This window comes from Marinobacter sp. F3R11, assembly GCF_003318275.1.
Lineage (GTDB): Bacteria > Pseudomonadota > Gammaproteobacteria > Pseudomonadales > Oleiphilaceae > Marinobacter.
In genome coordinates, this window is the sequence record NZ_QOCH01000003.1 from 404,925 (window position 1) to 430,963 (window position 26,039).

The 26,039-nt window shown below is 51.6% G+C and carries 21 protein-coding genes and 1 pseudogene; 10 read left to right on the forward strand and 12 right to left on the reverse strand.

Translation table 11 applies throughout. The features are described from left to right. Positions 1-69: 69 nt before the first annotated feature. From DS878_RS01860 to DS878_RS01870, 3 genes are read right to left on the reverse strand one after another with little or no spacing between them, the layout of a single operon-like run. Positions 70-1,317, reverse strand: coding sequence for a hypothetical protein (locus DS878_RS01860; protein WP_113814225.1), 1,248 nt, complete (start codon positions 1,315-1,317; stop codon positions 70-72). Then, positions 1,314-2,516 carry a methanobactin export MATE transporter MbnM gene (locus tag DS878_RS01865; RefSeq protein ID WP_113814226.1) on the reverse strand — a complete coding sequence of 401 codons (1,203 nt, stop codon included), beginning with the start codon at positions 2,514-2,516 and terminating at the stop codon, positions 1,314-1,316. The genes DS878_RS01860 and DS878_RS01865 overlap by 4 nt, the downstream gene beginning before the upstream one ends. Next, positions 2,513-3,514 (reverse strand): MbnP family copper-binding protein, encoded by a 1,002-nt coding sequence (locus DS878_RS01870; RefSeq protein ID WP_261977545.1) that lies wholly within the window; start codon positions 3,512-3,514, stop codon positions 2,513-2,515. Before DS878_RS01870 ends, DS878_RS01865 begins: the two co-directional genes overlap by 4 nt. 238 nt (positions 3,515-3,752) lie before the next feature. On the opposite strand from DS878_RS01870, the gene gabT reads away from it, so the two are divergent. Together gabT and DS878_RS01880 are read left to right on the forward strand one after the other, a co-directional pair. Next, positions 3,753-5,030: a 4-aminobutyrate--2-oxoglutarate transaminase gene (gabT, locus tag DS878_RS01875; RefSeq protein ID WP_113814315.1), complete on the forward strand. Its 1,278-nt coding sequence runs from the start codon at positions 3,753-3,755 to the stop codon at positions 5,028-5,030. 99 nt (positions 5,031-5,129) lie between these two features. Continuing rightward, positions 5,130-5,867 carry a VC0807 family protein gene (locus tag DS878_RS01880; RefSeq protein ID WP_113814227.1) on the forward strand — a complete coding sequence of 246 codons (738 nt, stop codon included), beginning with the start codon at positions 5,130-5,132 and terminating at the stop codon, positions 5,865-5,867. A gap of 123 nt (positions 5,868-5,990) precedes the next feature. On the opposite strand, the gene gyrB is transcribed toward DS878_RS01880, so the two are convergent. From gyrB to dnaA, 5 genes are all read right to left on the reverse strand, one after another. Next, positions 5,991-8,405 carry a DNA topoisomerase (ATP-hydrolyzing) subunit B gene (gene gyrB / locus DS878_RS01885; protein ID WP_113814228.1) on the reverse strand — a complete coding sequence of 805 codons (2,415 nt, stop codon included), beginning with the start codon at positions 8,403-8,405 and terminating at the stop codon, positions 5,991-5,993. Between the two features lie 79 nt (positions 8,406-8,484). Continuing rightward, positions 8,485-9,618, reverse strand: a complete 1,134-nt coding sequence (gene recF / locus DS878_RS01890) for a DNA replication/repair protein RecF (RefSeq protein WP_113814229.1) — start codon at positions 9,616-9,618, stop codon at positions 8,485-8,487. Positions 9,619-9,738: 120 nt separating this feature from the next. Then, positions 9,739-11,010, reverse strand: a complete 1,272-nt coding sequence (locus DS878_RS01895) for an ABC1 kinase family protein (protein WP_113814230.1) — start codon at positions 11,008-11,010, stop codon at positions 9,739-9,741. A 10-nt stretch (positions 11,011-11,020) separates the two neighbouring features. Then, entirely contained in the window at positions 11,021-12,124 is a 1,104-nt protein-coding gene (gene dnaN / locus DS878_RS01900; protein ID WP_113814231.1) for a DNA polymerase III subunit beta, read from the reverse strand. 40 nt (positions 12,125-12,164) lie between these two features. Next, the gene (gene dnaA / locus DS878_RS01905) at positions 12,165-13,631 is read right to left on the reverse strand and encodes a chromosomal replication initiator protein DnaA (protein WP_113814316.1); all 1,467 of its coding nucleotides are present in this window, start codon (positions 13,629-13,631) and stop codon (positions 12,165-12,167) included. 675 nt (positions 13,632-14,306) lie between these two features. Between dnaA and rpmH the strand changes: the two genes are divergently transcribed. The 5 genes from rpmH (at position 14,307) to mnmE (ending at position 18,379) form a co-directional block, all read left to right on the forward strand. Beyond that, complete coding sequence (gene rpmH, locus DS878_RS01910) at positions 14,307-14,441, forward strand: 50S ribosomal protein L34 (RefSeq protein ID WP_008172542.1); 135 nt, start codon at positions 14,307-14,309, stop codon at positions 14,439-14,441. A gap of 15 nt (positions 14,442-14,456) precedes the next feature. Further along, positions 14,457-14,864: a ribonuclease P protein component gene (rnpA, locus tag DS878_RS01915; protein WP_113814232.1), complete on the forward strand. Its 408-nt coding sequence runs from the start codon at positions 14,457-14,459 to the stop codon at positions 14,862-14,864. After that, a complete protein-coding gene (gene yidD / locus DS878_RS01920) occupies positions 14,864-15,157 on the forward strand; it encodes a membrane protein insertion efficiency factor YidD (RefSeq protein WP_113814233.1) in 294 nt (97 codons plus the stop codon). The genes rnpA and yidD overlap by 1 nt, the downstream gene beginning before the upstream one ends. A gap of 4 nt (positions 15,158-15,161) precedes the next feature. Beyond that, on the forward strand, positions 15,162-16,889 hold the full coding sequence (yidC, locus tag DS878_RS01925; RefSeq protein WP_113814234.1) for a membrane protein insertase YidC: 1,728 nt from the start codon (positions 15,162-15,164) through the stop codon (positions 16,887-16,889). 92 nt (positions 16,890-16,981) lie between these two features. Continuing rightward, a complete protein-coding gene (gene mnmE / locus DS878_RS01930; RefSeq protein ID WP_113814235.1) occupies positions 16,982-18,379 on the forward strand; it encodes a tRNA uridine-5-carboxymethylaminomethyl(34) synthesis GTPase MnmE in 1,398 nt (465 codons plus the stop codon). 58 nt (positions 18,380-18,437) lie between these two features. On the opposite strand, the gene DS878_RS15705 is transcribed toward mnmE, so the two are convergent. The 3 genes and pseudogenes from DS878_RS15705 to DS878_RS15715 all read right to left on the reverse strand — a co-directional run bounded on the left by DS878_RS15705 (position 18,438) and on the right by DS878_RS15715 (position 19,831). After that, positions 18,438-18,821 carry a CZB domain-containing protein gene (locus DS878_RS15705; protein ID WP_261977557.1) on the reverse strand — a complete coding sequence of 128 codons (384 nt, stop codon included), beginning with the start codon at positions 18,819-18,821 and terminating at the stop codon, positions 18,438-18,440. 54 nt (positions 18,822-18,875) lie between these two features. Beyond that, a pseudogene (locus DS878_RS15710) lies at positions 18,876-19,538 on the reverse strand (methyl-accepting chemotaxis protein); the annotation flags it as partial. A gap of 227 nt (positions 19,539-19,765) precedes the next feature. Next, positions 19,766-19,831 (reverse strand): SEC-C metal-binding domain-containing protein, encoded by a 66-nt coding sequence (locus DS878_RS15715; protein WP_148707057.1) that lies wholly within the window; start codon positions 19,829-19,831, stop codon positions 19,766-19,768. 179 nt (positions 19,832-20,010) lie between these two features. On the opposite strand from DS878_RS15715, the gene DS878_RS01945 reads away from it, so the two are divergent. Then, entirely contained in the window at positions 20,011-22,461 is a 2,451-nt protein-coding gene (locus tag DS878_RS01945) for a YCF48-related protein (RefSeq protein WP_113814237.1), read from the forward strand. Positions 22,462-22,473: 12 nt separating this feature from the next. Here the strand turns inward: DS878_RS01945 and DS878_RS01950 are convergent, their stop codons facing one another. Next, a complete protein-coding gene (locus tag DS878_RS01950) occupies positions 22,474-22,932 on the reverse strand; it encodes a YchJ family protein (RefSeq protein ID WP_261977546.1) in 459 nt (152 codons plus the stop codon). Between the two features lie 78 nt (positions 22,933-23,010). Here DS878_RS01950 and DS878_RS01955 point away from each other — a divergent pair, with 78 nt between their 5' ends. Beyond that, positions 23,011-23,682, forward strand: coding sequence for a DUF2959 domain-containing protein (locus DS878_RS01955; protein ID WP_113814239.1), 672 nt, complete (start codon positions 23,011-23,013; stop codon positions 23,680-23,682). Positions 23,683-23,801: 119 nt separating this feature from the next. Then, positions 23,802-25,910: a TonB-dependent receptor domain-containing protein gene (locus tag DS878_RS01960; RefSeq protein WP_113814240.1), complete on the forward strand. Its 2,109-nt coding sequence runs from the start codon at positions 23,802-23,804 to the stop codon at positions 25,908-25,910. Positions 25,911-26,039 lie beyond the last annotated feature (129 nt).

Genomic DNA, 26,039 nt, shown 5'->3' on the forward strand with positions numbered 1-26,039 from the left:
CTTCCTTCCTTTTCATCAAGGACACAAGCCTATGATAAAGCTTGTCAGGAAGCACCTTCTTGATCGCTATCAGTGATGATGCCCGGCACCGGAGGCTGAGGTTGCAGGCCAGAGCTGGCCGCTCCATACCACACCCACCGACCAGCGCAGATCACTTTCCGGCAAGGTCCGGTCCTCGGTAACTTCAGTTCGTAATGCCAGATTGTCCCGCCATTGCCAGTGCCAGAATGCAGTATAACGTTCCGGATCGTGATCCTGCGGGTTCGCAAGTCCGGAGTCAGTGGCCAGAACAGGTGCCGCAGCCCCAACCAGATGATTATCGGTTGAGAGCCATTCACCTCTCAGGCCCATCGTATGACGGCGCCACTGCAGATATGGTTGTACCCAGGCGCCAAACTGATCGCTGTCTACGCTGGCCTGACGTCCGGTAGAGTCATGCAGGATGCCGTCCATATTCATTTGCATAAGTTCGGCCTCGACACCCCATTGCCAATGGGGTTGAGGGTTGTAACGAATAGCACCGTGCAGGCCGGCGATGTCTGTATCGCCGGTAAAGCGGGTATCAGGAAACAGGGTTGCCGTTACACCTGGTGGTGCCACCGGGGTATGAATATGTGTGCCTCCATAACGGTGGTCTGCTCTGGAACTGGCAGAGGCCTGGTAGAACCAGCCGCCCCCGGAAAGAGTAAACCGTTCCCCCTGCCACAGGTAACTGGCGAATACATCCCAGTTGGTATCGCCGGTATCTGTGGCTGGATAGGCATTGCCCCGCCACACCTCAACGCCCGCCGACACACCCGCTGTTTCATGCCACCAGAAGCGCACACCCTCATCGTGGAAATCGCGGCCAAAAAACACATCATTGATCAAGGGCGAATCGCTGATCCAGCGGTCAACTGCATGGCTGGCCAGACTCGGAGAAAACACTGCCGACATTTTACCCGCTTCCAGCACCCAGGGGCCTGCACTATCACAACAGACATAGCCTAGATAGGCGTGTTGCAGTTCCACCTCGTCGCTATGATCATCGCCACCTCCGTGGCTACCGATTTCTATTACCCCGAACACGCGCTCATTGATGCGGGAACCAACCGTCAGGGTTGCCTCATCAACACTTACGCCTTTCTCCTGAGGCCAGGCATGCCCTCCCATCATGGTTCCCGGGATTTGCCAGAATTCATATTCATCAACAAGACTGGAGGAACGCCAGGTTGCCGCCACGCTTGCACTCACTTCCAGCCGGGCATCTTCGGGAATGTAATGGGCATGGCCCATAACCGGCAGAAGTAATGCCAGCAAGACACAGAAACGAATCATGGAGTCAGATCCTTATTGGAATTATCGGTCCAGGGATTTGAGAATCGCGGGTTGGCAATAAAAGCCTGGTCCGTCAGGGACTCTAAAAAGGCTACCAGGTCCTGGATTTCCGATTCAGTAATTGAAAACGAAACGATGAAACCATCTTTGTAGGGATTCATACGGCCATCGCCCGGATAGGGCGGGGAAACCCTCAGGCGCCCACCGGCGGCGTAATTGCGGATCACATCTTCCAGAGTGTCCACCGACCCATCGTGATTGTAAGGTGCGGTCAGCGCCACATTCCTCAGGCCTGGAGCCCGGAACTGTCCCATGTGGCCGGGGTTCCCGGTGACCTCATGGCGGCCTGTATTTGGTGAAGGGTAGGCCCCAAGACCATCAATGTTGTACAGCCCGGTATTGTGGAACAGCACCGTATTGAACGTGGTCAGGCGATCTGTGGTGGCATCGGTAAAGTTATACCCCGCATGACAGTGGAAACACTCCAGTCTTTCACTATTGAATAGGCGCTCCCCCCGCAAAGCCTGTTCAGACATGGTTCCACGGTCAAAGTCACTGTCGAACGAAACCAGCCCACGTACAAAAGAGCCAAGTGCTTTCACTATATTGTCCCAGGCCAGATCACCGGCTAAGGGATCACTCTGCTCAGGAAATGCCTCGGCAAACAAACTTGCGTACACAGGTTCAGCCTGCAAGTTCCGGAGCACCTGCTCATGATTGCCCTCGTTCAGCCCATGCTCAATAGGGTCATCGCCAAACAGGGGGATCATGATCTGTTTCTCGATAGTCCCGAGGCTGGGGTTACCCCAGGTCAGGGAATTATTCCAGGCAACGTTCACCAGAGCCTGACTGTTCCTGGGATGACGTTCGCCGGTAGCCCCGGAAGCCTGCGCCAGGCCATCACTGAACGCCTTGTCCTGATGATGACAACTGGAACAGCTGATGGTGCCATTGGAAGACAGGCGAGTGTCATAAAACAGATGCCGCCCAAGCTGGAATTTTTCTTCCGTCATGGGGTTGTCTTCGGGCTCCCGGGGCAGGGGAATGTGGTCCGGGAGCCCCCAGTCAAAACCGGAAACCCGGGCACCCTGATCATCCACCGTCGTCCGGCTTTGTTCGAGACAGCCCGTCAGCATAATCAGTAAAGCAACAACCAGGGCAGGCCGGCAAATGCCGGCCCCCAACTGCCGTTTTATCATGGCGCCGAAAGCTCGACTATCTTGAACACCTCAACATTTGGGTTACCCCCGGTGTTTTCCTCTCCACCGTATGGCAGCGCAAGATTCCTGAACACTGAACTACACTCGGGATCATCTACGAATGACATACAACCTGCCTTTTCACCCTTATCCTGATTCAAGTTGGAACCGGACACCAAAGCGGCATAATCAATTGCGATAGCGTATGCTCCTGGCCCATATCCCGAGAGAGGCAAGGATACTTCTACCCGATTATCCGCTGCACAGGGTTCAGGCGACACACCGTCTGTCAGGTCGGAGACGACTACTTCACAGCCGGTGCTGCCAAGATGGAAGTTCCAGGCGGTACCAGTCCAGTCAGGATCAGCTGGCCGGGTGATTTCTCCCGTAGGTAAGACGTCTATCGCCATGAACTTGTAACCATTCTGCCAGTTCCAGGTCATACCGCTTGCATAGCCGGGATTTCTCAAAGGCTCTTCAGCATCGGTCTGGCTGGCGTGGTTCAGTTCAAATGGCACACCTATGGTAAATTTCAAATGGCTGATGCTTTTGGCTGGATCCAGGGCGGCTGTGCCTTTCAGATAGTCCTTGTAGCCCGGGTTATCCTGGGTTCCAGAAACACATACATCAGTAACAGCCCCGTTTTCATCCACTTCAGCCTTATCACGGAAGTCCAGCAGAGCCACCTGAGCGTTCTGGCCGGGAGCATCCGCATCCAGGTTAAAAGGAATTTCTTCTCCCTGATCCGTTACAAAGCGCGGGTTACTGATAAACATCCTGAAATCTTCAAATTCAACGCTGGCAGAATTCGTGCCCAAACCTGTAAATGTCTGCCCGCAGGTCATTTGATCACTATCCACCATCGCCTTGAAGGGTATGGTCAGCTCCGTCAGCTCAGCAGTGTCAGATTCCGTTGTTGAGGAAGAGGACGAACTTCCGCCACAGCCACTCAATAGAACCCCACCTGCGATCAAACAGTAAATTCCTTTATTTACCATGCCAGCACTCTCCTTTTATCCGTCGCACTTATGATTATTTGAATTAATCATCTAATTGAAACGGGCCTATTATCTTTAGCTTAAGTACAAAAATGGATGTGGCATGTTGTCGCGGTTTCAGGGTCTTTCAACATACTCAAGACAGAGAGTCTTTCCGTCATCGGTTTGTGTCATGCCCCGGTACTCCCTACACTGTTTAATGAAACTGATAATTCAGAGACACAGGGAGAATGGCAAAGTGAGCAACAAAGAATTGCAGACACTCAAAGAACGCTATGTTGCAGCGGGTGTGGCAAGCCCTAATGAACAGTTTGCCGACCATGCAACCAACGCGGAACTGTGGGACGCAGACGGCAAACGCATGATCGACTTTGCCGGGGGTATTGGTGTACTCAATATTGGCCACCGGCACCCCAAAGTTGTCGAAGCAGTAAAGAGCCAGCTGGATAAGCTGATGCATACCTGCCAGACGGTCATGCCCTATGAGGGTTATGTACGCCTGGCCCAGAAGCTGAGTGAAGTAACGCCCGTACGAGGGCATGCCAAGGTTATGCTGGCCAACTCCGGCGCCGAAGCTCTGGAAAATGCCCTCAAAATTGCCCGTTCGGCCACAGGTCGCAACAACGTTATATGTTTTGACGGCGGGTATCATGGCCGTACCTTTATGACCATGGCCATGAACGGCAAGGCAGCACCCTACCAGACAGATTTCGGAGTGATGCCTGGCTCTGTTTACCGAGCACCTTATCCTGTGCCTTATCACGGCGTGAGCGAGGATGAAGCTCTGCGTGGTCTGCGCATGACCATGAAGACCGACTCCCCGGCAAACCAGACAGCTGCCATAGTGCTGGAACCGGTGTTGGGTGAGGGCGGTTTTTACGCTGCTCCAGCCAGCTTCCTGAAAGAGATCCGCAAGATCTGCGATGAGAACGGCATCATGATGATTGTCGACGAAGTCCAGAGCGGCTTTGGTCGTACCGGCAAGATGTTTGCTATAGAACATAGCGGTGTTGAGCCAGACATCATGACCATGGCCAAGAGTATGGCTGACGGTATGCCGATTTCAGCCATTGTTGGCACCGACAAATTCATGGATTCATCAGGGCCTAACTCTCTGGGCGGCACTTATACAGGCAGCCCGACAGCCTGTGCAGCTGCCCTGGCAGTATTCGATGTGTTCAAAGAGGAAGATATTCTGAGCAAGAGCCTTCGCCTGGGTGAGAAGCTGAATCAACGTTTCTCTCAATGGCAGGAGCAGTTCACTCATGTGGACAATGTTCGCGGTCTCGGCCCCATGGCAGCATTCGAGATGGTAGAAAGCAAGGAAAGCCGTAAACCTATGCCGGAACTTGCGGCGGATATCACCAGAAGGGCCAAGGAGAAGGGTCTGATCCTTCTCAGCTGCGGCATGTATGGAAACACCTTACGTTTCCTTATGCCCGTTACAATTGAGGACAGTGTCCTGGAGGAAGGCCTCAGTATTGTGGAGGAAAGCCTGAAAGAAGCGGGCGCTTAATACAGAAAACCGCTGTCACAAAGCCGAACCTACGGGTTCGGTTTTTTTATGGCGTTCGTCGTATACTGCCCTGAGCTGTTTCACCAATCAGGCAGAATTATGAATTCACCGAACACCAACTCTGTACCCGACCACAAGCCCAGGCCCTGGGTCGATCTGCTCGTCAGCATCATCATTCCATCCGTTATTCTGATGAAATTCAGCGGCGATCAGCATCTTGGCAGTGTCAACGCTCTGATCCTGGGTCTGGCATTTCCCCTGGGTTGGGGACTGTTTGAGTTAATCCGTTATAACAAGAAGAACTTTATCGCCTTACTGGGCCTGGTAAGCGTCGGGTTAACAGGCGGTATCGGTTTACTCGAGCTTGATGCCGGGTGGCTGGCGATAAAAGAGGCGGCAATTCCGGCGATTATCGGCCTGGCAGTACTGGTTTCTACCCGCACCAAGTATCCGCTGGTTCGCACACTTCTCTATAACCCCAATGTACTCGATGTGGAAAAAATTCATGGGGCGCTGGAGGAGAAAAACTGCGTAGAGCAATTTGAAGAACGTTTATTGAAGGCCAGCTACTTTTTTGCCGGTACCTTTTTGTTCTCATCCATCATGAACTATGTGCTTGCGCGCTGGATTGTGGTCAGTCCCTCGGGTACACAAGCATTTAACGAAGAGCTTGGCAGAATGACTCTGGTCAGCTATCCAATGATAGCTATTCCCTCCATGGTCATGATGATGCTGATTTTTTACTATCTTTGGCGAACCATACGCCGCCTTACAGGTTATACCCTGGAAGAGGTGATGGCACCTCATCTGGCGGAGAAAGATAAGGCGAGCTCATAAATATTGAGGAGGGAATTCGTTAAATAACAGTATATTACAAGCACACACCTGCATTTACAGCACAAAAAAGCGGCCAGAGAATCATTCTCTGGCCGCTTTTTTTTACTTCCTGGTAACCCTTTATCAGATATCCAGGTTGTTTACTTCCAACGCATTGGTCTGAATAAAGTTACGACGAGGCTCAACATCATCACCCATCAGAGTAGTGAAGATCTGATCAGCGGCTATGGCGTCATCAATCTTCACCTTCATCATCCGTCGGGTTTCAGGATCCATGGTTGTTTCCCATAGCTGATCCGGATTCATCTCGCCAAGGCCTTTGTAGCGCTGGATGTTCAGGCCTCGCTGGGCTTCCTTCATCAACCAGTTCAGTGCACCTTCAAACGACAATATCGCCTGTTTGCGCTCGCCCCGCTGCACATATGCACCTTCTTCAATCAATCCGTTCAGGGTCTCACCCAGGCGCGCTATGGCTCCATAAGATGGCGATTCAAAGAAGTCATGGGTGAATATGTGTTCATGAGGAATACCGTGAACATAAATAGTGACCTTAGGCAGATAAAGACCACGCTCGGAATCCCTGGCTACTGAAAAAACGTATTTGGTTCCGGTACGGGTATCAATATCAAGCCCTTCACCCAGGCGGCTGGCCCATGAAGAAACTTTTTCCTCGTCCTTCAAGTCCTCAATCTTCAAAGTATCGTTCTGAAGCATCAGCTCCAGTACTTTTGCCGGGTATGCCCGGGACAGGCGGTCAATCATTGCCATCACAGCCTGGTAATCCTTCACCATCGTCTCAAGCGCGGAATCCTTGATGGCTGGTGCTTCCGGGTTCACATACAGCTGTGCGCCTTCCAGGGCGGTCTGGGTAAGGAACGCCTCTTTGGCCTTCTCATCCTTCAGGTACTGTTCCTGTTTGCCACGCTTGACCTTGTAAAGCGGTGGCATAGCGATAAACACGTGGCCACGCTCGATAATTTCGCGCATCTGACGGAACAGGAAAGTCAGTAACAGGGTCCGGATGTGAGAACCATCAACGTCAGCATCCGTCATAATAATGATGGAGTGATATCTGAGCTTATCCGGATTGAACTCTTCGCGGCCGATACCACAGCCCAAAGCAGTAATCAGAGTGCCTACTTCTGCAGAAGACAACATCTTGTCGAACCGTGCTTTCTCTACGTTCAGGATCTTGCCTTTAAGCGGCAGAATTGCCTGAGTCTTGCGGTCCCGGCCCTGTTTGGCGCTGCCGCCGGCCGAGTCACCCTCCACTATGAACAGTTCGGAGAGGGCTGGGTCTTTCTCCTGACAATCTGCCAACTTGCCCGGCAAGCCGGCAATATCCAGAGCACCTTTACGACGGGTCATATCCCGTGCCTTACGGGCTGCTTCGCGAGCCCTGGCGGCTTCGATCATTTTATTAACAATCAGTTTTGCTTCATTGGGCTGTTCCTGCAGATATTCCGCAAAGCTCTGATAAAGCTCCTGCTCAACAGCCGTTTTTACTTCTGACGAGACCAGCTTGTCTTTGGTCTGAGAAGAAAACTTGGGATCAGGCACTTTTACGCTGATGATCGCTGTCAGTCCTTCCCGTGCATCATCACCGGAAGTGTTCACCTTGGATTTCTTACCCAGTCCTTCGTGTTCAATGTAGTTGTTGAGAGAACGGGTAAGAGCAGCCCGGAACCCTGCCAGATGGGTACCCCCGTCCCGTTGAGGGATGTTGTTGGTGAAACAGTAGATATTTTCCTGGAACGCATCATTCCATTGCATGGAAATTTCTACAGAAATCCCGTCATCACGTTCGCGGCTAAAGTGGAAGACCCTGTTTATAGGGGTTTTGTTGGCATTCAGATGTTCAACAAATGCCCGCAGGCCACCGTCGTACTGGAAAATTTCCTCTTTACCACTGCGCTCATCCGTCAGTCGAATACGCACGCCACTGTTCAGAAACGCGAGTTCCCTTATTCGCTTGGCAAGGATTTCGTAGTGGAATTCGATGTGGCTGAAGGTTTCAGGCGAGGGGACAAAATGAACCCGGGTTCCGGAAGCGTCTGTGTCACCAACGACTTTGAGAGGTGCGTTGGGCACACCGTGGGTATAAACCTGCTCATAAACCTTTCCATCCCGACGGATAGTCAGGGTGAGCGTTGACGACAGAGCGTTTACAACGGAAACGCCTACACCGTGGAGACCGCCGGAAACCTTATAGGAGTTATCATCAAACTTACCCCCTGCGTGGAGGATCGTCATGATAACTTCAGCTGCGGATACACCCTCTTCCTCGTGGATATCCACGGGAATTCCCCGGCCGTTATCCTGAACGCTAACTGACTCGTCCGGATGGATAATAATCCCGATTTCCGAACAGTGCCCTGCAAGAGCTTCATCGATGGAGTTATCCACCAATTCGAAGACCATGTGATGCAGACCGGTGCCATCATCTGTGTCACCGATGTACATCCCAGGCCGTTTTCGCACAGCATCCAGCCCTTTCAGAACTTTGATACTGGTAGAATTGTAGCTCGATTCACTCATTAGGAAACTCCTGAAGCCTAAGGGCCGGCGCTTTCCCTACGGCTGCTTCTATGCAGGCCAGGGAGTTGGTATGCCGGTTTTATTCTTCCTTCAATTTGCCATGTTCCACGTGGAACATCCGATAATCAGGTATCTCGTTGCCATTCCACAAAGAATCCGGATCCGGACGTTCAATGGCGGTAATAAATACCTGACAACGTAATTGCTGTAACTTGCGGGCCAACATAACTCTGTGGCCCTCATCCAACTCGGCGTTAATGTCATCAACCAGAAAGCTGACCTGCTTTCCGAGATCATTCAACACCATGCTCTGGGCAATTTTCATCAAAATAACGAGGGTTTTCTGTTGGCCGCGAGAAAAGGTTTCCGCTACCGGTCGTCCCTGAAATTTGATTCGGATATCCGCACGGTTAGGCCCGTAAAGGGTGTGCCCCATGCGCATCTCCTGCTCCCTGTGGCGGGAAAGTACATCAACCAGTGATTGACCAGTATCCCACCCCGGGTAGAACTCCAGTTTCAACCCTTTCGTCCAATTCACATCCACTTCGTTAACCAGACTGTCAAACGCACTTTTGAACTGATCAAAGGCGGCTTTACGGGCATCACTTATTCTTTCGCTCAGTGTCGCGTACTGGGCATCCCATATACGCAACATGGATTCGTCTATTCTAGCATTTCTCAGCGTTTGATTCCGCTGTGATGTTACTCTCTGACACTGTTGCCAACTAATTGCGAAAGAAGGTTCCACGTGGAACACTGCCCAATCAAGAAACTGACGTCGCTTTCCAGGCCCACCCGCCACTATATCGAATACCCCAGGATCAATAACCGAAACCGGTAAATGCTTCGCGAGACTGGAAAGACTTCGCACCCCTTCGCCATCTACGCGAAGCGTTGTTTCTTTCTGAACTACATCCCTGGAGATACCTAAGCGATGAGCGAAAGCACCCGCGGACTGTGTATTACGTTCATCATCAAACCCATGATCCAGACCGCCAAACACCGTGAACCTTTGTTGGCCATGCTGAACGACCGCCTGGTGGCGGTTAACCCGGAAAGAACGCCCAAGCCCAAGATAACCGATAGCCTCAAGTACACTGGTCTTCCCGCTGCCGTTAGCACCGTAAAGTAAATTAAACGACGGTGAGAACGAAACAGGCTCAGCGGGGGAGAGGTTGCGGAAAAACTCTGTATGGAGTTTCACTAGCGCCATAGAAGGGACAGCTCATCGCGGCAACAAGAAGAATGGACGTATCCATGAAAAAAGGCAGCATTTCAGGGTTACTGGAATGCTGCCCTAGTGTACAAAACCACACAAGTGAAGGCGAATGCCTCAGTGAAGCATATTAAGACGCTCGTCCATAAATACGTCCATTTCGGGCGCAAGAATATGAACGTAACGGTCAAAATACAGGAACTGCTTCAAAAGCAACGCAAATTCCCGGGGGAAATGAAGCCCGTGGCTTTCGCCCACTTTCACCATATCCATCAAGATACTATTTACATCATCTTCGGCCTGGTCAGCGTGATAGGGGACTTCATCAGGCACCATTTTGTCCATCTGCTGATACAGTTTACGCAAGTCCGCTGCCAGATCCTCCGCCCTGACAGTCTGGCTGGTGACGCCAATACGAATCATGGCCTCGGCCATACCATCAAAATTACCGACCATCACTGATGAAATAAAGTCACTGACAGCCTGCCAGGTGTCTGGGCGGATCCGCCCGACAATACCAAAATCAATGAAGCCTACACGCCCGTCTTCTAATACCATCAGATTACCGGCATGCACATCTGCATGGAAAAATTCGCATTGGGTAAGGCTGGCAAACCAGGTATTCATTGCCGTAATTAAAGTCCGTTCGGGATCCTTGGCATAACCCCGGATACTCTCGAGATCCGTCAAAGAGACTCCATGGAAACGCTCCATTGTGAGTATTCTCCGGGTACTGCAGTGTTCGTAAACCAGGGGAACGGTGGCGTCTTCATTATGTGTTTCGTGGAGGAAGTTGCGAAACACCTTGAGATTATTCGCCTCTTTGATGAAATCACATTCTTCCATCATGGTACGCTGGATTTCTTCAACAATACCCGAGAGCGACGTCCAGGAGAGCTTTGGCGCCAGGGTTTCAAGTATCCGCGCTGAGAGATACAGAAAATTCAGATCTGTCAGCAGAATATTTTCAACGCCAGGCTTCTGAACCTTGATGACAACTTCTTCTCCTGTGACCAACCGGGCAGTGTGCACCTGTGCAATGGAGGCTGAAGCCAGGGCCACGGGGTCAATATCAGAGAATACCTCGTCTATCGGTCTACCCAGTTCATCACGGATAATCCGTTTTATAACGCCGAAAGGCAGATTGGGAGTCTGGTCCAGACAGTATTGAAACTCTTCTACATATTCTTCAGGAAAGAAGGTAGGTGAACTGGCAATGAATTGCCCAAGCTTGATGTAAGTCGCGCCTAAGGATTCAAACGTCTGGCGCAACAGGCGCGGAGCAGGGGGACGATCCCCTGCTACCCACCGGGCACCGGTCCGGCCCAATACAGAGAGCGTTTGCCCGATTCTGAATGCGCCTTTGATTCCGTTGGTTACGGTGCCCATCACACATCTCCTACAGCCTCATCGGCATGACCACATAAAGGCAGCGGTTATCATTTTGCGATTCAATCAAAGCGCTGCTGTTTGGATTGGATAGAGTTAGCTTCACCTGATCCTCATCCAGTGCATTCATCACATCCACCAGATAGCCGACATTAAAACCTATCTGAAGCGATTCACCCTGGTAATCAACCGGAAGCGCGTCTTCTGCCTGCTCCTGATCGGGGTTGTTGGCAAACACCTGAAGTTCGTTTGTTGCCAGATTCAGACGAACGCCACGGATGTTCTCGTGGGAAAGAATACCGGCGCGCTGAAGGGTGTTCTTCAGAGTCGCCCGATCCGCCAGAACGACCTTGTCGCCACCACGAGGAATAACCCGGTTGTAGTCCGGGAACTTACCTTCAATCAACTTGGAGGTGAACGTATAGGACCCGACCGTAGCCCGCAGATGGTTGTCGCCGATAACCAGTGTGACCGGTGTTTCCACATCATCCAGCAAGCGTGATAGCTCAAGAACACCTTTGCGGGGAACAATTACCTGGCGCGGCTCCGCACACCCGGTATCAAGCTGAACATGGGCCATCGCCAGCCTGTGACCATCTGTTGCAACAGTACGCACGTGATCTTTGTCCACTTCGAGCAACAATCCGTTCAGATAATAACGAACATCCTGCTGAGCCATGGCGAAAGCAGTTGCATCAAACATGCGCCGGAGTTCTTTCTGCGGCAGCTCGAGCCGGAAACTCTCTGGCTCATCTTCTACATTCGGGAAATGCTCTGCTGGTAGTGTGGAGAGTGTAAAATGACTTGCACCACACCGGACATGAAGCCGGTCGCCTTCAAGCACGAGCTCTATCGGCGCCTCATCTCCCAGGGCCCGACATATGTCTGAAAGCTTACGGGCCGGAACTGTAATCCGGCCTGGCTGGTCAACATGAACCGGAGTGACCCGTCCAACCAGCTCCACTTCCATATTCGTTCCGGTCAGGATCAATGAATTGTCTTCCGCCACCAGCAGTACATTGGACAGTACCGGCATGGTCTGCTTTTTTTCTACGACACCGGCAATGCTTTGCAGAGGTGTGAGCAGGGATTCTCGACTGATCGTCAGTTTCATGTCACTCAGCTTTCTGTTGTTGGAAGGATGAATGTTATTTTCATGTGGTCAGCAACCTCATGAAATTCTGATAGTCTTCGCGGATACCGGGATCCGTCTCCTGAAGCTCCACAATCTTCTTGCAGGCATGCAGGACAGTTGTGTGGTCACGCCCGCCAAAAGCATCTCCGATCTCCGGCAGGCTATGATTGGTCAGCTCTTTCGAGAGCGACATAGCCACCTGGCGGGGCCGGGTAACCACACGGGTACGCCGCTTGGAATGCAGATCCGCCACCTTTATTTTATAGTACTCAGCAACCGTGCGCTGAATGTTATCAATACTGACCTGCTTTTCATGCAAAGCCAGAAGATCTTTCAGGCTTTCACGAATAAACGGTGGTGTAATCTCAGACCCGGTGAAGTGAGCATTCGCTATCACTAATCGAAGCGCCCCCTCAAGTTCTCTTACATTAGACCGGATTTTCTGTGCAATGAAAAACGCCGCTTCGCTACTGAGTTTCACGTTTACCTGATCGGCCTTCTTCATCAGAATAGCTACCCGCGTTTCCAGCTCAGGCGGCTCTACCATCACGGTCAGGCCCCAGCCAAAACGGGATTTAAGACGCTCTTCCATATCCACAATTTCTTTGGGAAACCGGTCACAGGTTACGATCACCTGTTGCCCGCCTTCCAGCAGCGCATTAAAGGTATGAAAAAACTCTTCCTGGGAGCGCTCTTTACGGGCGAAAAACTGGATATCATCAATCAGCAATGCATCAACCGACCGGTAATATCGTTTGAATTCGTTGATAGCATTCAGTTGCAGGGCCTTGACCATGTCCGCAACAAAACGTTCTGAACGCAGGTAAGCAACCTTTGCATTCGGGTTACGCCGGACAATATCATTCCCGATCGCGTGCATAAGGTGTGTTTTACCAAGGCCCACACCACCGTATAGAAATAACGGGTTATAAGCACCACCGGGGTTTTCCGCGACCTGCATGGAGGCTGCGCGGGCAAGCTGGTTGGATTTACCCTCCACGAAGGTCTCAAAAGTAAATCCTTCATTAAGGAAGCTCTGGTGTTTGATATCACCTTCTACCTGTACCGACCGGCGTTCTGAACCTGATCCACCCCCGCTACTCCGGGCTGGACGATTACCTCCGGCTGTTACAGCAACACCTTTCTCTTCGTCAGTGATTTTCCCTTCCGACTCATCCTGAACACGCGTAGCCGGAGTCTGCTGCGCCGATTCAGAACGCAAAACCGGTTCGCTCTCGCGCGGAGCTGATCCGACTTTCATCGCGACTCTGGGGGCCTGACCTCCGTTCAACTCCTTGAGAACTTCCTCTATACGCCGAAGATATTTCTCATTCACCCAGTCCATCACAAAACGATTGGGCGCAAACAACATCAGGTTCCCGTCCCGGTGTTCAGACTGAAGGGGCCTGAGCCAGGTATTAAACTGTTGTGCGGGAAACTCATCCCGGAGTACTTCAAGACATTGATGCCAGACGCTGTTAGGCACGACAGTCCGCTCCCGATAACCCATGAATTTCTCAAACCGGACTAACAACGCCCGATCACAAAAGTTGAGCAGGGATTCTAACCCGCCAGCGCCTCCAGTGAAAGTAAAAGCACAAAGCCATAAACAACCTGTGGAAAATTTAATTCACTAATATCAGCTATTTGTAAACTTACACACAACCTTGTGTACAGAAATTCAACCATTAGAAGTTACTCACACACAGGTGTGCACAACTGCTCACAAGCTCTGTGTATAATCCCGGGTTTTCCGGTGGACAACCACACGCCTGGCCGCAAGCGAAACTTCTCCACAATCCGTCATTCACTTATCCACAAGGCTCAGGCCTACTTCCACTCAGCTTTATGAGTAGTTCAACTTTTTGATTTGTATTGTATAAATAGACTTTTACACAGAAACAGGCCTGTGTAATAACAGTAATAATAGATCTTTTAAAGAATTATAGAAAAAGACCTATAACTACTATTGTTCGTCAGACACCCTGGCTTTTCTGCCTGTTCCAGCCACCCCCTGCAGGTCCCTCCCAACATCGGCACAAGCGCTTATCAATAAACATTGAACCCAGGATAAAATTTGCATAGAATGCCGCTCCTGTTTTGGTTATTAATTTTTCAGCCAATTCCTAATGTTCAATATTCGAATTGTGAGATAGTCACCATGAAAAGAACGTTTCAACCAAGCGTCCTGAAGCGTAAGCGCGTACACGGTTTCCGTGCTCGTATGGCAACAGCCAACGGTCGCAAGGTAATTTCCCGTCGTCGTGCCAAAGGCCGCGCCCGTCTGTCTGCGTAATCTGTTGCTCGCCTTATGAAGGCTTTGAGTTTCCCGAAATCGCATCGTCTTTTACGGCCAGCCGATTACGGCAAAGTCTTCAACGACGTGCAGTTGAAGGTTCCTCACAGGAATTTTCTGATCCTGGCTACTCCGAATAACCTCGGACATGCCAGGATCGGTCTTGTTTTTGCGAAAAAGAATCTGAAACTATCCGTACAGCGAAACCGGATCAAACGTCAGGTGCGGGAAACTTTCCGCCACCAGACAGACCTTCCCGGAATGGATATCATCGTTCTTGCACGCCAAGGACTTGCAGTTCTCGATAACCAGACAGTTCGCCAATCCCTTGATGGCCTCTGGCAACGGTTAGCGAAAAAGTACTATCAGCTCCCCCCACATAAACCAGCAGAACCTGTGTCTGCCGGAGAGGGAAAAGATTAATGCGCAAGTTGCTGCTTCTTCCTATCCGCTTTTACCAGTACGCCATAAGCCCTTTGATGGCGAGTCATTGCCGCCATTATCCCACCTGTTCACAATACGCTGTGGAAGCAATTTCGCATCACGGTTCACTGAAAGGTTTGTATCTTTCAGTAAAACGCCTGTTGAGATGCCATCCATGGGCGGAAGGTGGTTATGATCCTGTGCCAGATACGTTTCCATCCGGCCAGAAAAAAGTGATCAAGTGCTGTACGCAAGCTGACCATTCCTCAATAACAACCCAGACCAGACAGTAACTCTATGGATATTCAACGCATCGTATTATTCGCCGGCCTGGCTGTTGTCAGTTATCTGATGGTACTTGCCTGGAATGATGATTATCACCAGCCGGTCCCTACTGAGCAGGTAGCAGAATCGGGAAATATCCAGGCAGACAACAGCTCTGTCGGGTCTGATTCCATGGTGCTTCCAGGTGAATCTTCCCAGGGATCAGCAACTGCAAACGCAACTGACGATGAATTCACAACTCCTGAAAGTGGTCAGTCAGTGTCCAGCTCTGCCAGTAGCCCTGTTGATGTGAGCAACCAATATATATCTGTTCGCACAGATGTATTTGATCTCACTATTGATCGCGTAAGTGGAAATCTGGTTAAAAGTTCTCTCCTTGCCTACAAAAAAACCTTGAAAGGCAACGAACCTCTGGCTCTTCTGAACAACACTGATAACCGTTTTTATGTGTTGGAAAGTGGGCTTATCGGTAAAAACGGGCCAGATAACGCAAAAAATGGCCAGGCACCGGTCTACGAGACTGATGCAACAACCTATGAGCTTACTGAAGGCGAAAATGAACTAACCGTAGACCTGGTTCATACCATGGAAAACGGTGTTCGCATCACCAAACGCTATCGGTTTGAGCGTGACAGTTATGAAATTGACGTTCGTTACCTGATCGATAACCAGTCAAATGAGGACTGGCAGGCTAATTTCACCGGAAAGATTGTTCGCGATCAGGCTCCGGATCCTACCTCCGGGCCCAGCATGGGCATCAAGGCGTTTCTTGGTCTGGTAACCAGCTCTCCGGAAGATCCCTACGAAAAATTCGATTTTGGCGATCTGGAAGAAAAACGTATCAATCAGACTGTGACCAACGGCTGGATGGCCTTTCTGCAACATTATTTCCTTACAGCCTGGGTACCTGAGCGGGATCAGCCCTCACAGTTCCAGACCACGCGCCGTGGCCAGTTACATGTAATGGGCTTTGTTTATCCGGCAACCACAGTAGCTTCTGGTGAGACTGCCGAAATAGGTGCTAAAGCCTATGTAGGACCCAAAATCATCGATCGTCTTGAAGCGGCCGCTCCGAATCTTGACCGTACCGTAGACTTTGGCTGGCTGTTCTTTATCTCACTACCCTTGTTTATCATTCTCGAATGGTTCCACAGCATCGTAGGCAACTGGGGCGTCGCCATCATCCTGCTGACTGTGCTGGTTAAAGGTGTGTTTTTCAAACTCTCCGCCACCAGCTATCGCTCCATGGGCCGTATGCGTGCAGTTGCTCCGCAGCTCACCCGGCTGAAAGAACTCTATGGCGATGATCGCCAGCGTATGTCCCAGGAAATGATGGCCCTGTACAAAAAGGAAAAGATCAATCCTCTGGGTGGCTGTCTGCCTATCCTGGTGCAAATGCCTGTGTTCATTTCACTGTACTGGGTTCTGTTCGAGAGCGTACAACTCCGCCACGCGCCGTTCATGCTCTGGATTCACGATCTGTCGGTTATGGACCCATACTTCATTCTACCAATCCTTATGGGTGCCAGCATGATGTTGCAAATGAGTCTGAACCCGACACCTCCGGATCCTATGCAAGCCAAGATCATGAAGCTGATGCCCGTGGTATTCACTGTCTTCTTCCTCTGGTTCCCGGCTGGTCTGGTACTCTACTGGTTGGTTAACAACATTCTGTCGATCAGTCAGCAGTGGTACATTACTCGCAAGATCGAAGCAGAAATGGCCAATAAGAAACACTGATTCAGTGGCCAGTTGATTGTTCAGTAGAGGCTCCGTAAGGGGCCTTTACTGTTTCAGGAATACGCAAAACTCTTGTGTAAGAGGCAGATGCAATGAACTTCAGCTCAGCAACCCCGGAAACCCTCCCCGCCAGCGATACCATCGCGGCCATAGCCACGGCCCCTGGCCAGGCCGGAGTGGGCATCGTCCGGGTATCCGGTCCGCAGGCAAAAGCTATTGCTGCTGCGATGCTGGGGTATACACCCAAACCCAGATATGCCCATTACGGGCCCTTTCTCGATCAGAAAAATGAACTTATCGATGAAGGAATCGGACTCTTCTTCCCAAATCCCCATTCGTTTACAGGTGAGGATGTTTTCGAGTTGCAGGGCCACGGTGGCACCGTAATTCTGGATTTGCTGCTACGGGAAGTCTGCCAGCTTGGTGCACGGCTGGCGCGCCCGGGAGAATTCTCTGAGCGGGCATTTCTCAACGACAAGCTGGATCTGGCTCAGGCGGAAGCTATCGCTGACCTGATTGAAAGCAGCTCGGAACAAGCAGCTCGCTGTGCCGTGCGTTCCATGCAAGGTGTGTTTTCACGGCGTATAGAAACGTTGGTGGAATCAGTAACACATCTGCGAATTTATGTGGAAGCCGCCATCGATTTCCCGGAAGAGGAAATCGACTTTCTTGCGGATGGTAAGGTTGCCACAGATCTGCAAGCCTTGCTGGAACAGCTTGAGGGCATAATGGGTGAGGCCCAGCAGGGCACAATCTTGCGGGATGGAATGAAAGTGGTCATTGCCGGTCGTCCCAATGCCGGAAAATCCAGCCTTCTGAATGCGCTGGCTGGCCGGGAAGCCGCAATAGTAACCGCTATTGAAGGTACAACCCGGGACGTTTTACGTGAACATATCCACATTGACGGTATGCCCCTGCATATCATTGACACTGCAGGCTTACGAGACAGCCCGGATGAAGTGGAGCAGATCGGCATTGCACGGGCCTGGGAAGAAATCCGCCAGGCCGACCGGATACTGCTGATGGTGGATGCCACCACCACTGATAAAACCACACCCCATGAAATCTGGCCTGATTTTATTGATCAGCTGCCGGATTCAGCGCCTCTTACAGTGGTTCGTAACAAGGTAGATCTGAGCGGAGAAACGGTTGGTATTTCAGAGTCATCCACAGAGCAGGCCCCCGTCATAAGACTTGCTGCCAAATCTACCGAGGGGCTCGAAGTGCTACGCGATCACCTCAAACAATGCATGGGCTTTGCCAGCACCACCGAAGGCGGTTTCCTGGCTCGGCGCAGACATCTGGACGCACTGGAGCGTGCCCGGGATTCCCTGCTGCAGGGCCAGGCACAACTTGAAGGTTATGGAGCCGGTGAGCTGCTGGCTGAGGACCTTCGGGCCGCTCAGGATGCCCTGGGAGAGATCACAGGGCAGATTACTCCAGATGAATTGCTGGGCAAAATTTTCGGTTCGTTCTGTATCGGGAAGTGATGATCCGACAATAAGTGCTGTCAAATATAACCGGAGTGGTTGTCAGACAACGAGCAGATCAGCCCTGTTTTCGACTCACCTCTTGCATCAGTTTGTCGATACATCTGACTACACCCATGCTGTATGCTTCCATTTGCTCAAGATATTTCAGCATACCCTTGTGATCGCCCTCTTCTCCACAGGTCAGGGCGGCTCTGCCTGACTCATGCACTCCGCGGTGTGGATCCTCCAGTGCCTTGAAATTGATCAGATCAGCGTATTTACGGCTACCGTAACCTTCATAGTACCAGCGGCCCAACCGACATTCGGTATGACTATTGACACCCGCAGCAAACTCACCGCGTTCAATCAGACTGTATACCTGGTTTTTCCACACGGTATGATCCAGCTTGACTGTATTGAGGAAAGAGTTCGTTGTAGCAATGCGGATAACAGTCTGCATATGATCCGAACGATCAATGACTTCACCCACAACGGCATCAATCTGTGTAGACGAAGCAGCAACATCTGAAGCGACTTTCAGATTCTGATCAATAGCAGAAAGGATAGAGTTAGTCTGACCAATAACCTGTGCCACAAGGCTTTCGATTTCCTGGCTTGCCCCATGGGCTTTGGCTGCCAGGGCACGGACCTCATCTGCAACCACTGCAAAACCACGGCCAGCCTCACCGGCACGTGCAGCCTCAATGGCAGCGTTCAGAGCAAGCAGATTGGTCTGGTCTGATATTTCCTGAATACTGCTCACGAGCCTGGAAATAGCGTTTGCGGTCGTATCCAGTACAGTGGCCGCCTGCAGACTGGTATTGGCCTGTTCGTTGATAAGATTGGCACGATGGCCCAGCTTCTGCAGAGCTTCACGGGTGTGGTCAAATGCAGAATCCAGCTGCTTCAGAGCCTTGCGTTCATTAGTAAGTTCTTCTGCCATAGTCGCCAGCCCGTCACGGATACTCAACAGCATATCTCCGCCCTTCAACTGCCAGGACATGGCTTCTGCCTTGTAGTTCCCCTGCTGTTGCGCCTGTTGCAACTGCTGCTCTTTTTCTTCAAGTAAGCTGTGCAACCTTTCTTTCTCGGCCTTATGTTCAGCCTCCATGGTTTGCAGCCTGGCCCTGAGCTCAGCTTCTATTTTTTTCTGTTGTTTATGACCTAATCCAAACATTAATACCTCGAAAAACTGCCTTAAAAATATGCCAGTCGCCTGTGGCAGTAAAAGCTCCACCTGAGTGCATCCATAATGACTCTGATTATTTGAAAGTCCGGCTGTGCTGACCGCTGGAATTTAAAAGCTTGTCTGTTTGATCAACAGTTTTCTTTTGTCCATAGGACTGGCGTAATCAGGGGATTATACTGCGCACGACGACAGGTGGGGAGTAAAACGCAGCTTGCTTACAGGCAACACGCTTTGAACTTCCTGCCGCTGCCACAGGGGCAGGGTTCAATGTAATCAGGCATTTGAGGACTCAGCAAGCGGTATTACCATCAAGCCCGTGCTGAAAGTGAGTTAATGACTTATAACATGACATCTGTTTTGACAGTTTCTGATCCTGTGCCTATATATTCTGGATAAACGGATCCGCTGGCTATTATCAGGCTGACCGGAAAAGGAACTTCAATCAGGGAGTGGGTCAGTTATGGGTATGCACAACAGCCAGAGAGTCTTCTTCAGCAGTAAGGGTGGCGTTTTTCCCGGTGCATTTTTGTGGTTAATGCTGTTTTTTATCCCATTTTTGGTGGCCTGTGGGGGGGACAATGATAACGACAGCACTTCCGCTGCGTTGACGATCACTTCTCAGCCAGCTAACCAATCGGTGGTGGTTGGCTCTTCTGCCCGGTTTTCGGTAGCGGCAACAGGTTCCGGAACCCTGAGTTACCAATGGCAGCGAGACGGCAGTGATATTGCCGGCGCACAAGGGAGTAGCTACACCTTGGCAGCTGCGGCATTAACAGACGCGGGCGCCAGCTTCACTGTGCGGGTGTCTGACGACAGCACCTCTGTGGTCAGCGCAGCAGCCATTCTTACCGTTACCTCTGGGCCCGAAGCACCAGTCATTACTAGCCAGCCTATGGCGCAATTGGTCGAGCAAGGTCAGCAGGCCAGCTTTTCAGTGGTCGCTACAGGCACCCCCCCATTAAGTTACCAGTGGCGGCGAGACAATGTTGATATCGCGGGGGCCGACTCTGCCAGTTACACCACGCCTGTGCTAACGCAGTCTGCGGATGACGGTACTCTTTACAGTGTGGTCGTGAGCAACTCGGTGGCCAGCGTAACCAGCAGCGATGCCGAAGTTACCGTGACACAAACGCTTTTGGCCTGCTCGGGAGGTGCACAAGCAGGCTGGTGCTGGATTGAGCCCAAACCCCATGGCAATACCATGCACGATGTGCAGTATCTCGGTGCTGACGTGTTTGTGGCGGCTGGCGAGGGTGGTGTGTTCATGCGCTCCACCGATGGTGGTGCCACCTGGACTACCAGCTTTACCATTGGTAGCAGTGTTAACGCCATGCACTTTGTCAGCAGCACCCTGGGCTTTGCGGTGGGCGACCAGGGTTTTATCGCTCGCACCAATGATGGTGGGGAAACCTGGGTGCCGCAGACAAGCACCGTAGAAACCACACTGAACGACGTATATTTCTTTGATGCCAACCTGGGTCTCGCCGTTGGCGACAGCAGTACCATTCTTCACAGCATTGATGGTGGCACCACCTGGACACCGGTCACCGTACCCGGATTCGGCCATGCCTATGGGGTAAGTTTTGCGGATGCCAATGTCGCCATGGTGGTAGGTTCAGGCGGTGCCCGGCTACGTTCCGTCGATGGCGGCGCCAACTGGAACCGGGTTGACACACCAGCCGGATGCCAGACCTGTACCCTGAGAAGTGTCACCTTCACCAGCGCCACCACCGGCTTCGCAGTTGGCGACCAATCTAACTCAATCATGCGCACTGACGATGCCGGCCAAACCTGGGCAAAGGTACCGGGTGGCAATGCTTCCGGGGCGAACGATGGCAGTTGCGGATTCGAGGATATAAGCTTTTTGGGCAATCATGGCTTGGCTGTGGCTACGTGTGGCTGGATTGCACATTCCTCTGACGGCGGGGTGAGCTGGACCAAGTTTCCAGCGGTTGGCATACATCTGGAGACCGATACTTTTGGTGCGGCGTTCGGCGCAGGTTCTGCTGTGGCGGTGGTTGTGGGAGGTGAAGGCCAGCTCTATCGCACCACCAACGCTGGTGCCAGCTGGACCAGTATCTTCCCTGAAAGAGTTGCCCAGGACTTTTTTAACGTGTATTTCGATGATGCCAGTACGGCTTATATTCTGGGCACCAAAAGCTACAAATCGACTGATAGCGGACTGACCTGGGCCGAAGACTTATCACTGCCCAGCGGGGCGAACGCAATGGCATCAACCAATGCGGGGCTGATTACCGCGGGAAACAATCGCAGCATTTATCGGTCCATCGATGGAGGCCTTACCTGGGATTACATTGCCGCTATCCCGGTCGGTTCTGGTAACTTCTACAGGCTTTACTTTTATAACCCACTGGTGGGATACGCCTATGGCAGCACCGCTGGCACCATCAAGACCACGGATGGCGGTCTCACCTGGACCACGGTGTTTGGTGGACTGAGTGCTGTTACTGGAATTCATTTTTATACAGAAGATATTGGAGTGTACGTCGGCGAAGGGCGCATTTATCGTACTGTGAATGGGGGGGTAAACTGGAACGAGGTCCAGCGGTCCCAATGGGGGCTGGTCGGGGCTGCATTTACGGGCAATGGTGGCGTTGCGGTTGGCGGAAACGGCGCCTACTATACCTCCGATCAGGGTGCTACGTGGATCCAGGTTACCGGTGTCAGCACCGAAAACTTCAGAGGGGTGGAAAGCAACCCTGCCAGCTCTTTGTTTATCGCCTACACCGATTCAGGAAACATGCTGAAAAGTGTGGATGGAAGCAGTTGGAGCAAACTTGCATCGCCGGTGGGTGGCCAGATCAACGCCCTCCGCTACTATGACGATTCGCTGGGTCTCGCGGTTGGTGGTCAAGGGATTATCCTGCGCACGACGACGGGCGGAGAGTAATAGACCGCCTCCTTAGAGGCAACACGCTTTGAACTTCCTGCCGCTGCCACAGGGGCAGGGTTCATTGCGTCCTGGCTTCAGAACGCCTTCGTGGGGCTCGCCTTTCAAGTAATACCAGCGACCGTTTTCCCGCACAAATTGTGACTGCTCCTGCAGGTAACCCCAGCCCGGATTGAGCCGGTAGATGGCCTGAAAGTGTACGTGGCCATTGTCTCCATTGTGGCCGCTTTCGAGAATACGCAGCGATGCCCAGTCCGGAGAGTTGTCCAGATCAAGTATCTCTGGCCTTGTGCTGGGGTGCCAGCTGGCGCGCAGGTAATCTTCAAGCTTCAGCACAAATGCAGTGAAACGTGAGCGCATCAAAGCTTCGGGGGTAGGTGCGGCTGCACCCTGGTGATAGTGCTGGCAGCAATTTGTGTAGAGGCTCTGGCTGCCACATGGACAGTATGGGATAGTCTTTGTTTCTGGCATTGATCTGGGGTATTTGCGTCAGAATTGAAGCCCGCAGTATAACAACCGTATTCAGACACAAAAGGATTGATTCAAACCATGTTCACAAAGCCCAGTACAGTTTCTGTTACCAGCCGGCTAGCTGGCCTGTTTTGCCTGTTGCTGGTATTCAGTGGTTGCAGTTCCATGTACTACAGCACTATGGAAAAGTTCGGAGTCGAGAAGCGCGATATCCTGGTAGACAGGGTAGGTGAAGCCCGTGATGCGCAGAGCGATGCCCGGGAAACATTTCGCTCTTCTCTGGAAAGGTTTCAGAGTGTAGTGGAAACGCCGGAGACCGGGCTTCAGGAAAAATACGACGTTATTACCAAGGCTTACGACAACAGTCTGAAATCTGCAAATAAGGTCCGGGATCGTATCAAGAGCGTTGAAGGAGTATCCGAGGCGTTGTTTGATGAGTGGGAAGATGAACTGGATCTCTATGAAAGCGCATCACTCAGGAAAACCAGTGAGCGCAGGCTTGATGAAACCCGTGAGCTTTACAATAGCCTGATTACACGCATGCACCGGGTTGAAAAACGTATGGATCCTGTTCTCGAGGCATTTGAAGACCAGGTACTGTTCCTCAAGCACAATCTCAACGCTCAGGCGATCGGAGCACTGCAGGATGAACTGGGGCAGATCAGCCAGGATGTGGATAGCCTTATTCGAGATATGGAAGCGTCTATTGAGGAATCTGAAGCATTTATCCAACGATTCCGTGAAGGATAAGCTGGTGAAATATGAATGCTGTTTGCTTCTATGATGTTGATTAAGATTAGTATTGCTATTTGTAAATAATAAGTAATATCATTCGCACCTTTATGATGTTTGTCAAAAGGAAGGATGATATGTTGCTTTACCGGATTGCGATCGGGGCTGCGTGCAGCGCCCTTGTTTTTAACTCGTCTGCACAGGCCCAGCAAACGGAGCTGGGAGAGCTGGTTGTAACCGCTTCGGGTTTTGAACAGAGCCAGACTGCCGCGCCTGCAAGTATCACTGTTATCTCCGGTGAAGAAATTCGCAGCAAACAAGCATTCAGCCTTACGGATATTCTGGATGATGTAGAGGGTATTGATGTCAGTGGTTCTGCCGGGAAAACTGGTGGATTTGATATCCGGATGCGCGGAATGCCGTCCGAGTACACGCTTATTCTGATCGATGGCCGCCGTCAGAACACTGCCGGTAGTGTTACCCCGAATGGTTTTGGTCAGACTGCCACCAGCTTTTTTCCACCACCTTCAGCCATCGAACGCATAGAAGTTGTGCGAGGCCCCATGTCGACTCTTTATGGTTCTGACGCCATGGGCGGTGTTATCAACATCATTACCCGAAAAGTAAGTCCGGAATGGGCATCTACGCTCACCGCAGAAACCACTCTTAATCAGGACAGTGATTTTGGTGACAGCCGGGCCTACAGCGCCTATACCAACGGTCCGCTTGTGGATGACCTTATTGGCTTTCAGCTGCGCGGTCGCTGGTTTGAACGGGATGAGTCCACGCTGGAATACCTCGATCTGAATGGTGATCCGGTAGAAGTCAGCACCCGCGGGCCCAGCCCGGTAGAGTCGGACCAGTATACGGTTGGTGGCCGCATTACCGTAACGCCAGGTGAGTCAAATGACTTCTGGCTGGATATTGAAAGCAGCAGGCAGGACTACGATAACTCGGAAGGTCAGTTGGGCACCCTTGGTGTACAAGGTTACGGTCCTGAGCTGGAATTTGATCGTGACCAGTTTGCAGTGGGCCACACCGGCCGGTTTGCTATAGGTACGCTGGAAACCAGCATCATGAGAAACGTCACAGAAACCAGTGGTCGTATTATTCCTGAAGGTGTCCCTGGAAAAGTAGCGGGTTCTGCCCGGGAACTGAAGGCGGAAAACCGGGTGATCGACAGCAAGCTGGTTATGCCTGTCGACAACCATGTGGTGACAGTGGGTGGTCAGTGGTTTGATGCGCGTATGACCGATGGCGTTGCCGTTGAAGAGTTCAAGCAAAAAACCCAGGCACTGTTTGTTGAGGATGAATGGTTCCTGGCCGATGATCTCGCTCTGACCCTGGGTGGCCGATACGACCGTCACGATGCATTTGGTGGGCAGTTCAGCCCGCGGGCCTATCTTGTCTGGAGTTCCACACCTGAGCTGACCATCAAAGGTGGCGTTAGCCGCGGTTATAAAACACCGGGACTTGAGCAACTTGCGCCAGGTATTGTCGGTTTTAGCGGGCAGGGAACAATCCCCTTGTTTGGTAACCCGGATCTGAAACCGGAGAAATCAACTTCAACTGAACTGGCTGTGGTGTACGAAAAGCCGGCTGGTTTCAGCGTGGGTGCAACGGTGTTTTACAACAAGTTCACCGACAAAATTGCTGAAGGGCCTGATCTGCTGAATTGCAGCTACGCGGCAGATCCCAATCGCCCGGGTTGTGTGGATAAAGGCGACTGGCCATTGACGGATGCATTTGGCCAGGATCTGAACATTGATGAGGCTATCACTCAGGGTGTGGAGTTAAGTGGTTCAGTGCCCATTGCCCGGGACTGGCGTCTGGCTGCGAACTACACCTACACCGACAGTGAACAGAAATCCGGAGAGAATAAGGGCGAGCCTCTCACTGATACACCGGAACATATGGCTAATGTTTCTCTGCGCTGGAAACCTTCCGCACGCTGGTCGGCATTTATGAAAGCCCAGTATGAAAGTGAGCGTTACCGCGCTCGGGAGCGCAGCCGTGGTGCTCCTTCGTATGCCGATCTCGGGGATTTTAAAGCGGTCACTCTTGTGCATCTTGGCGGCCAGTTCCAGGCTTCCGAAAACCTTGGTTTCAGTGCGACCATTTATAATCTTCTGGACGAAGACTTTATTGAATACCGTGCTTATGACAATGGTGCCAGCTACGGGAACCTCTACGCTAACAGCGAAGAAGGGCGGCGTTTGTGGCTGGCTGCAACCTACTCGTTTTAATCCGTTTATTGCATTAACGGGAGGAATTTGACAGTCGTCAATTTTGCTACCGGTAATCGTGCCGGTAGCTCCCTGTTCATTTACAAACATGAACATTCTGTTAGGTTTATTCCAGAAGTTCTGTAGATA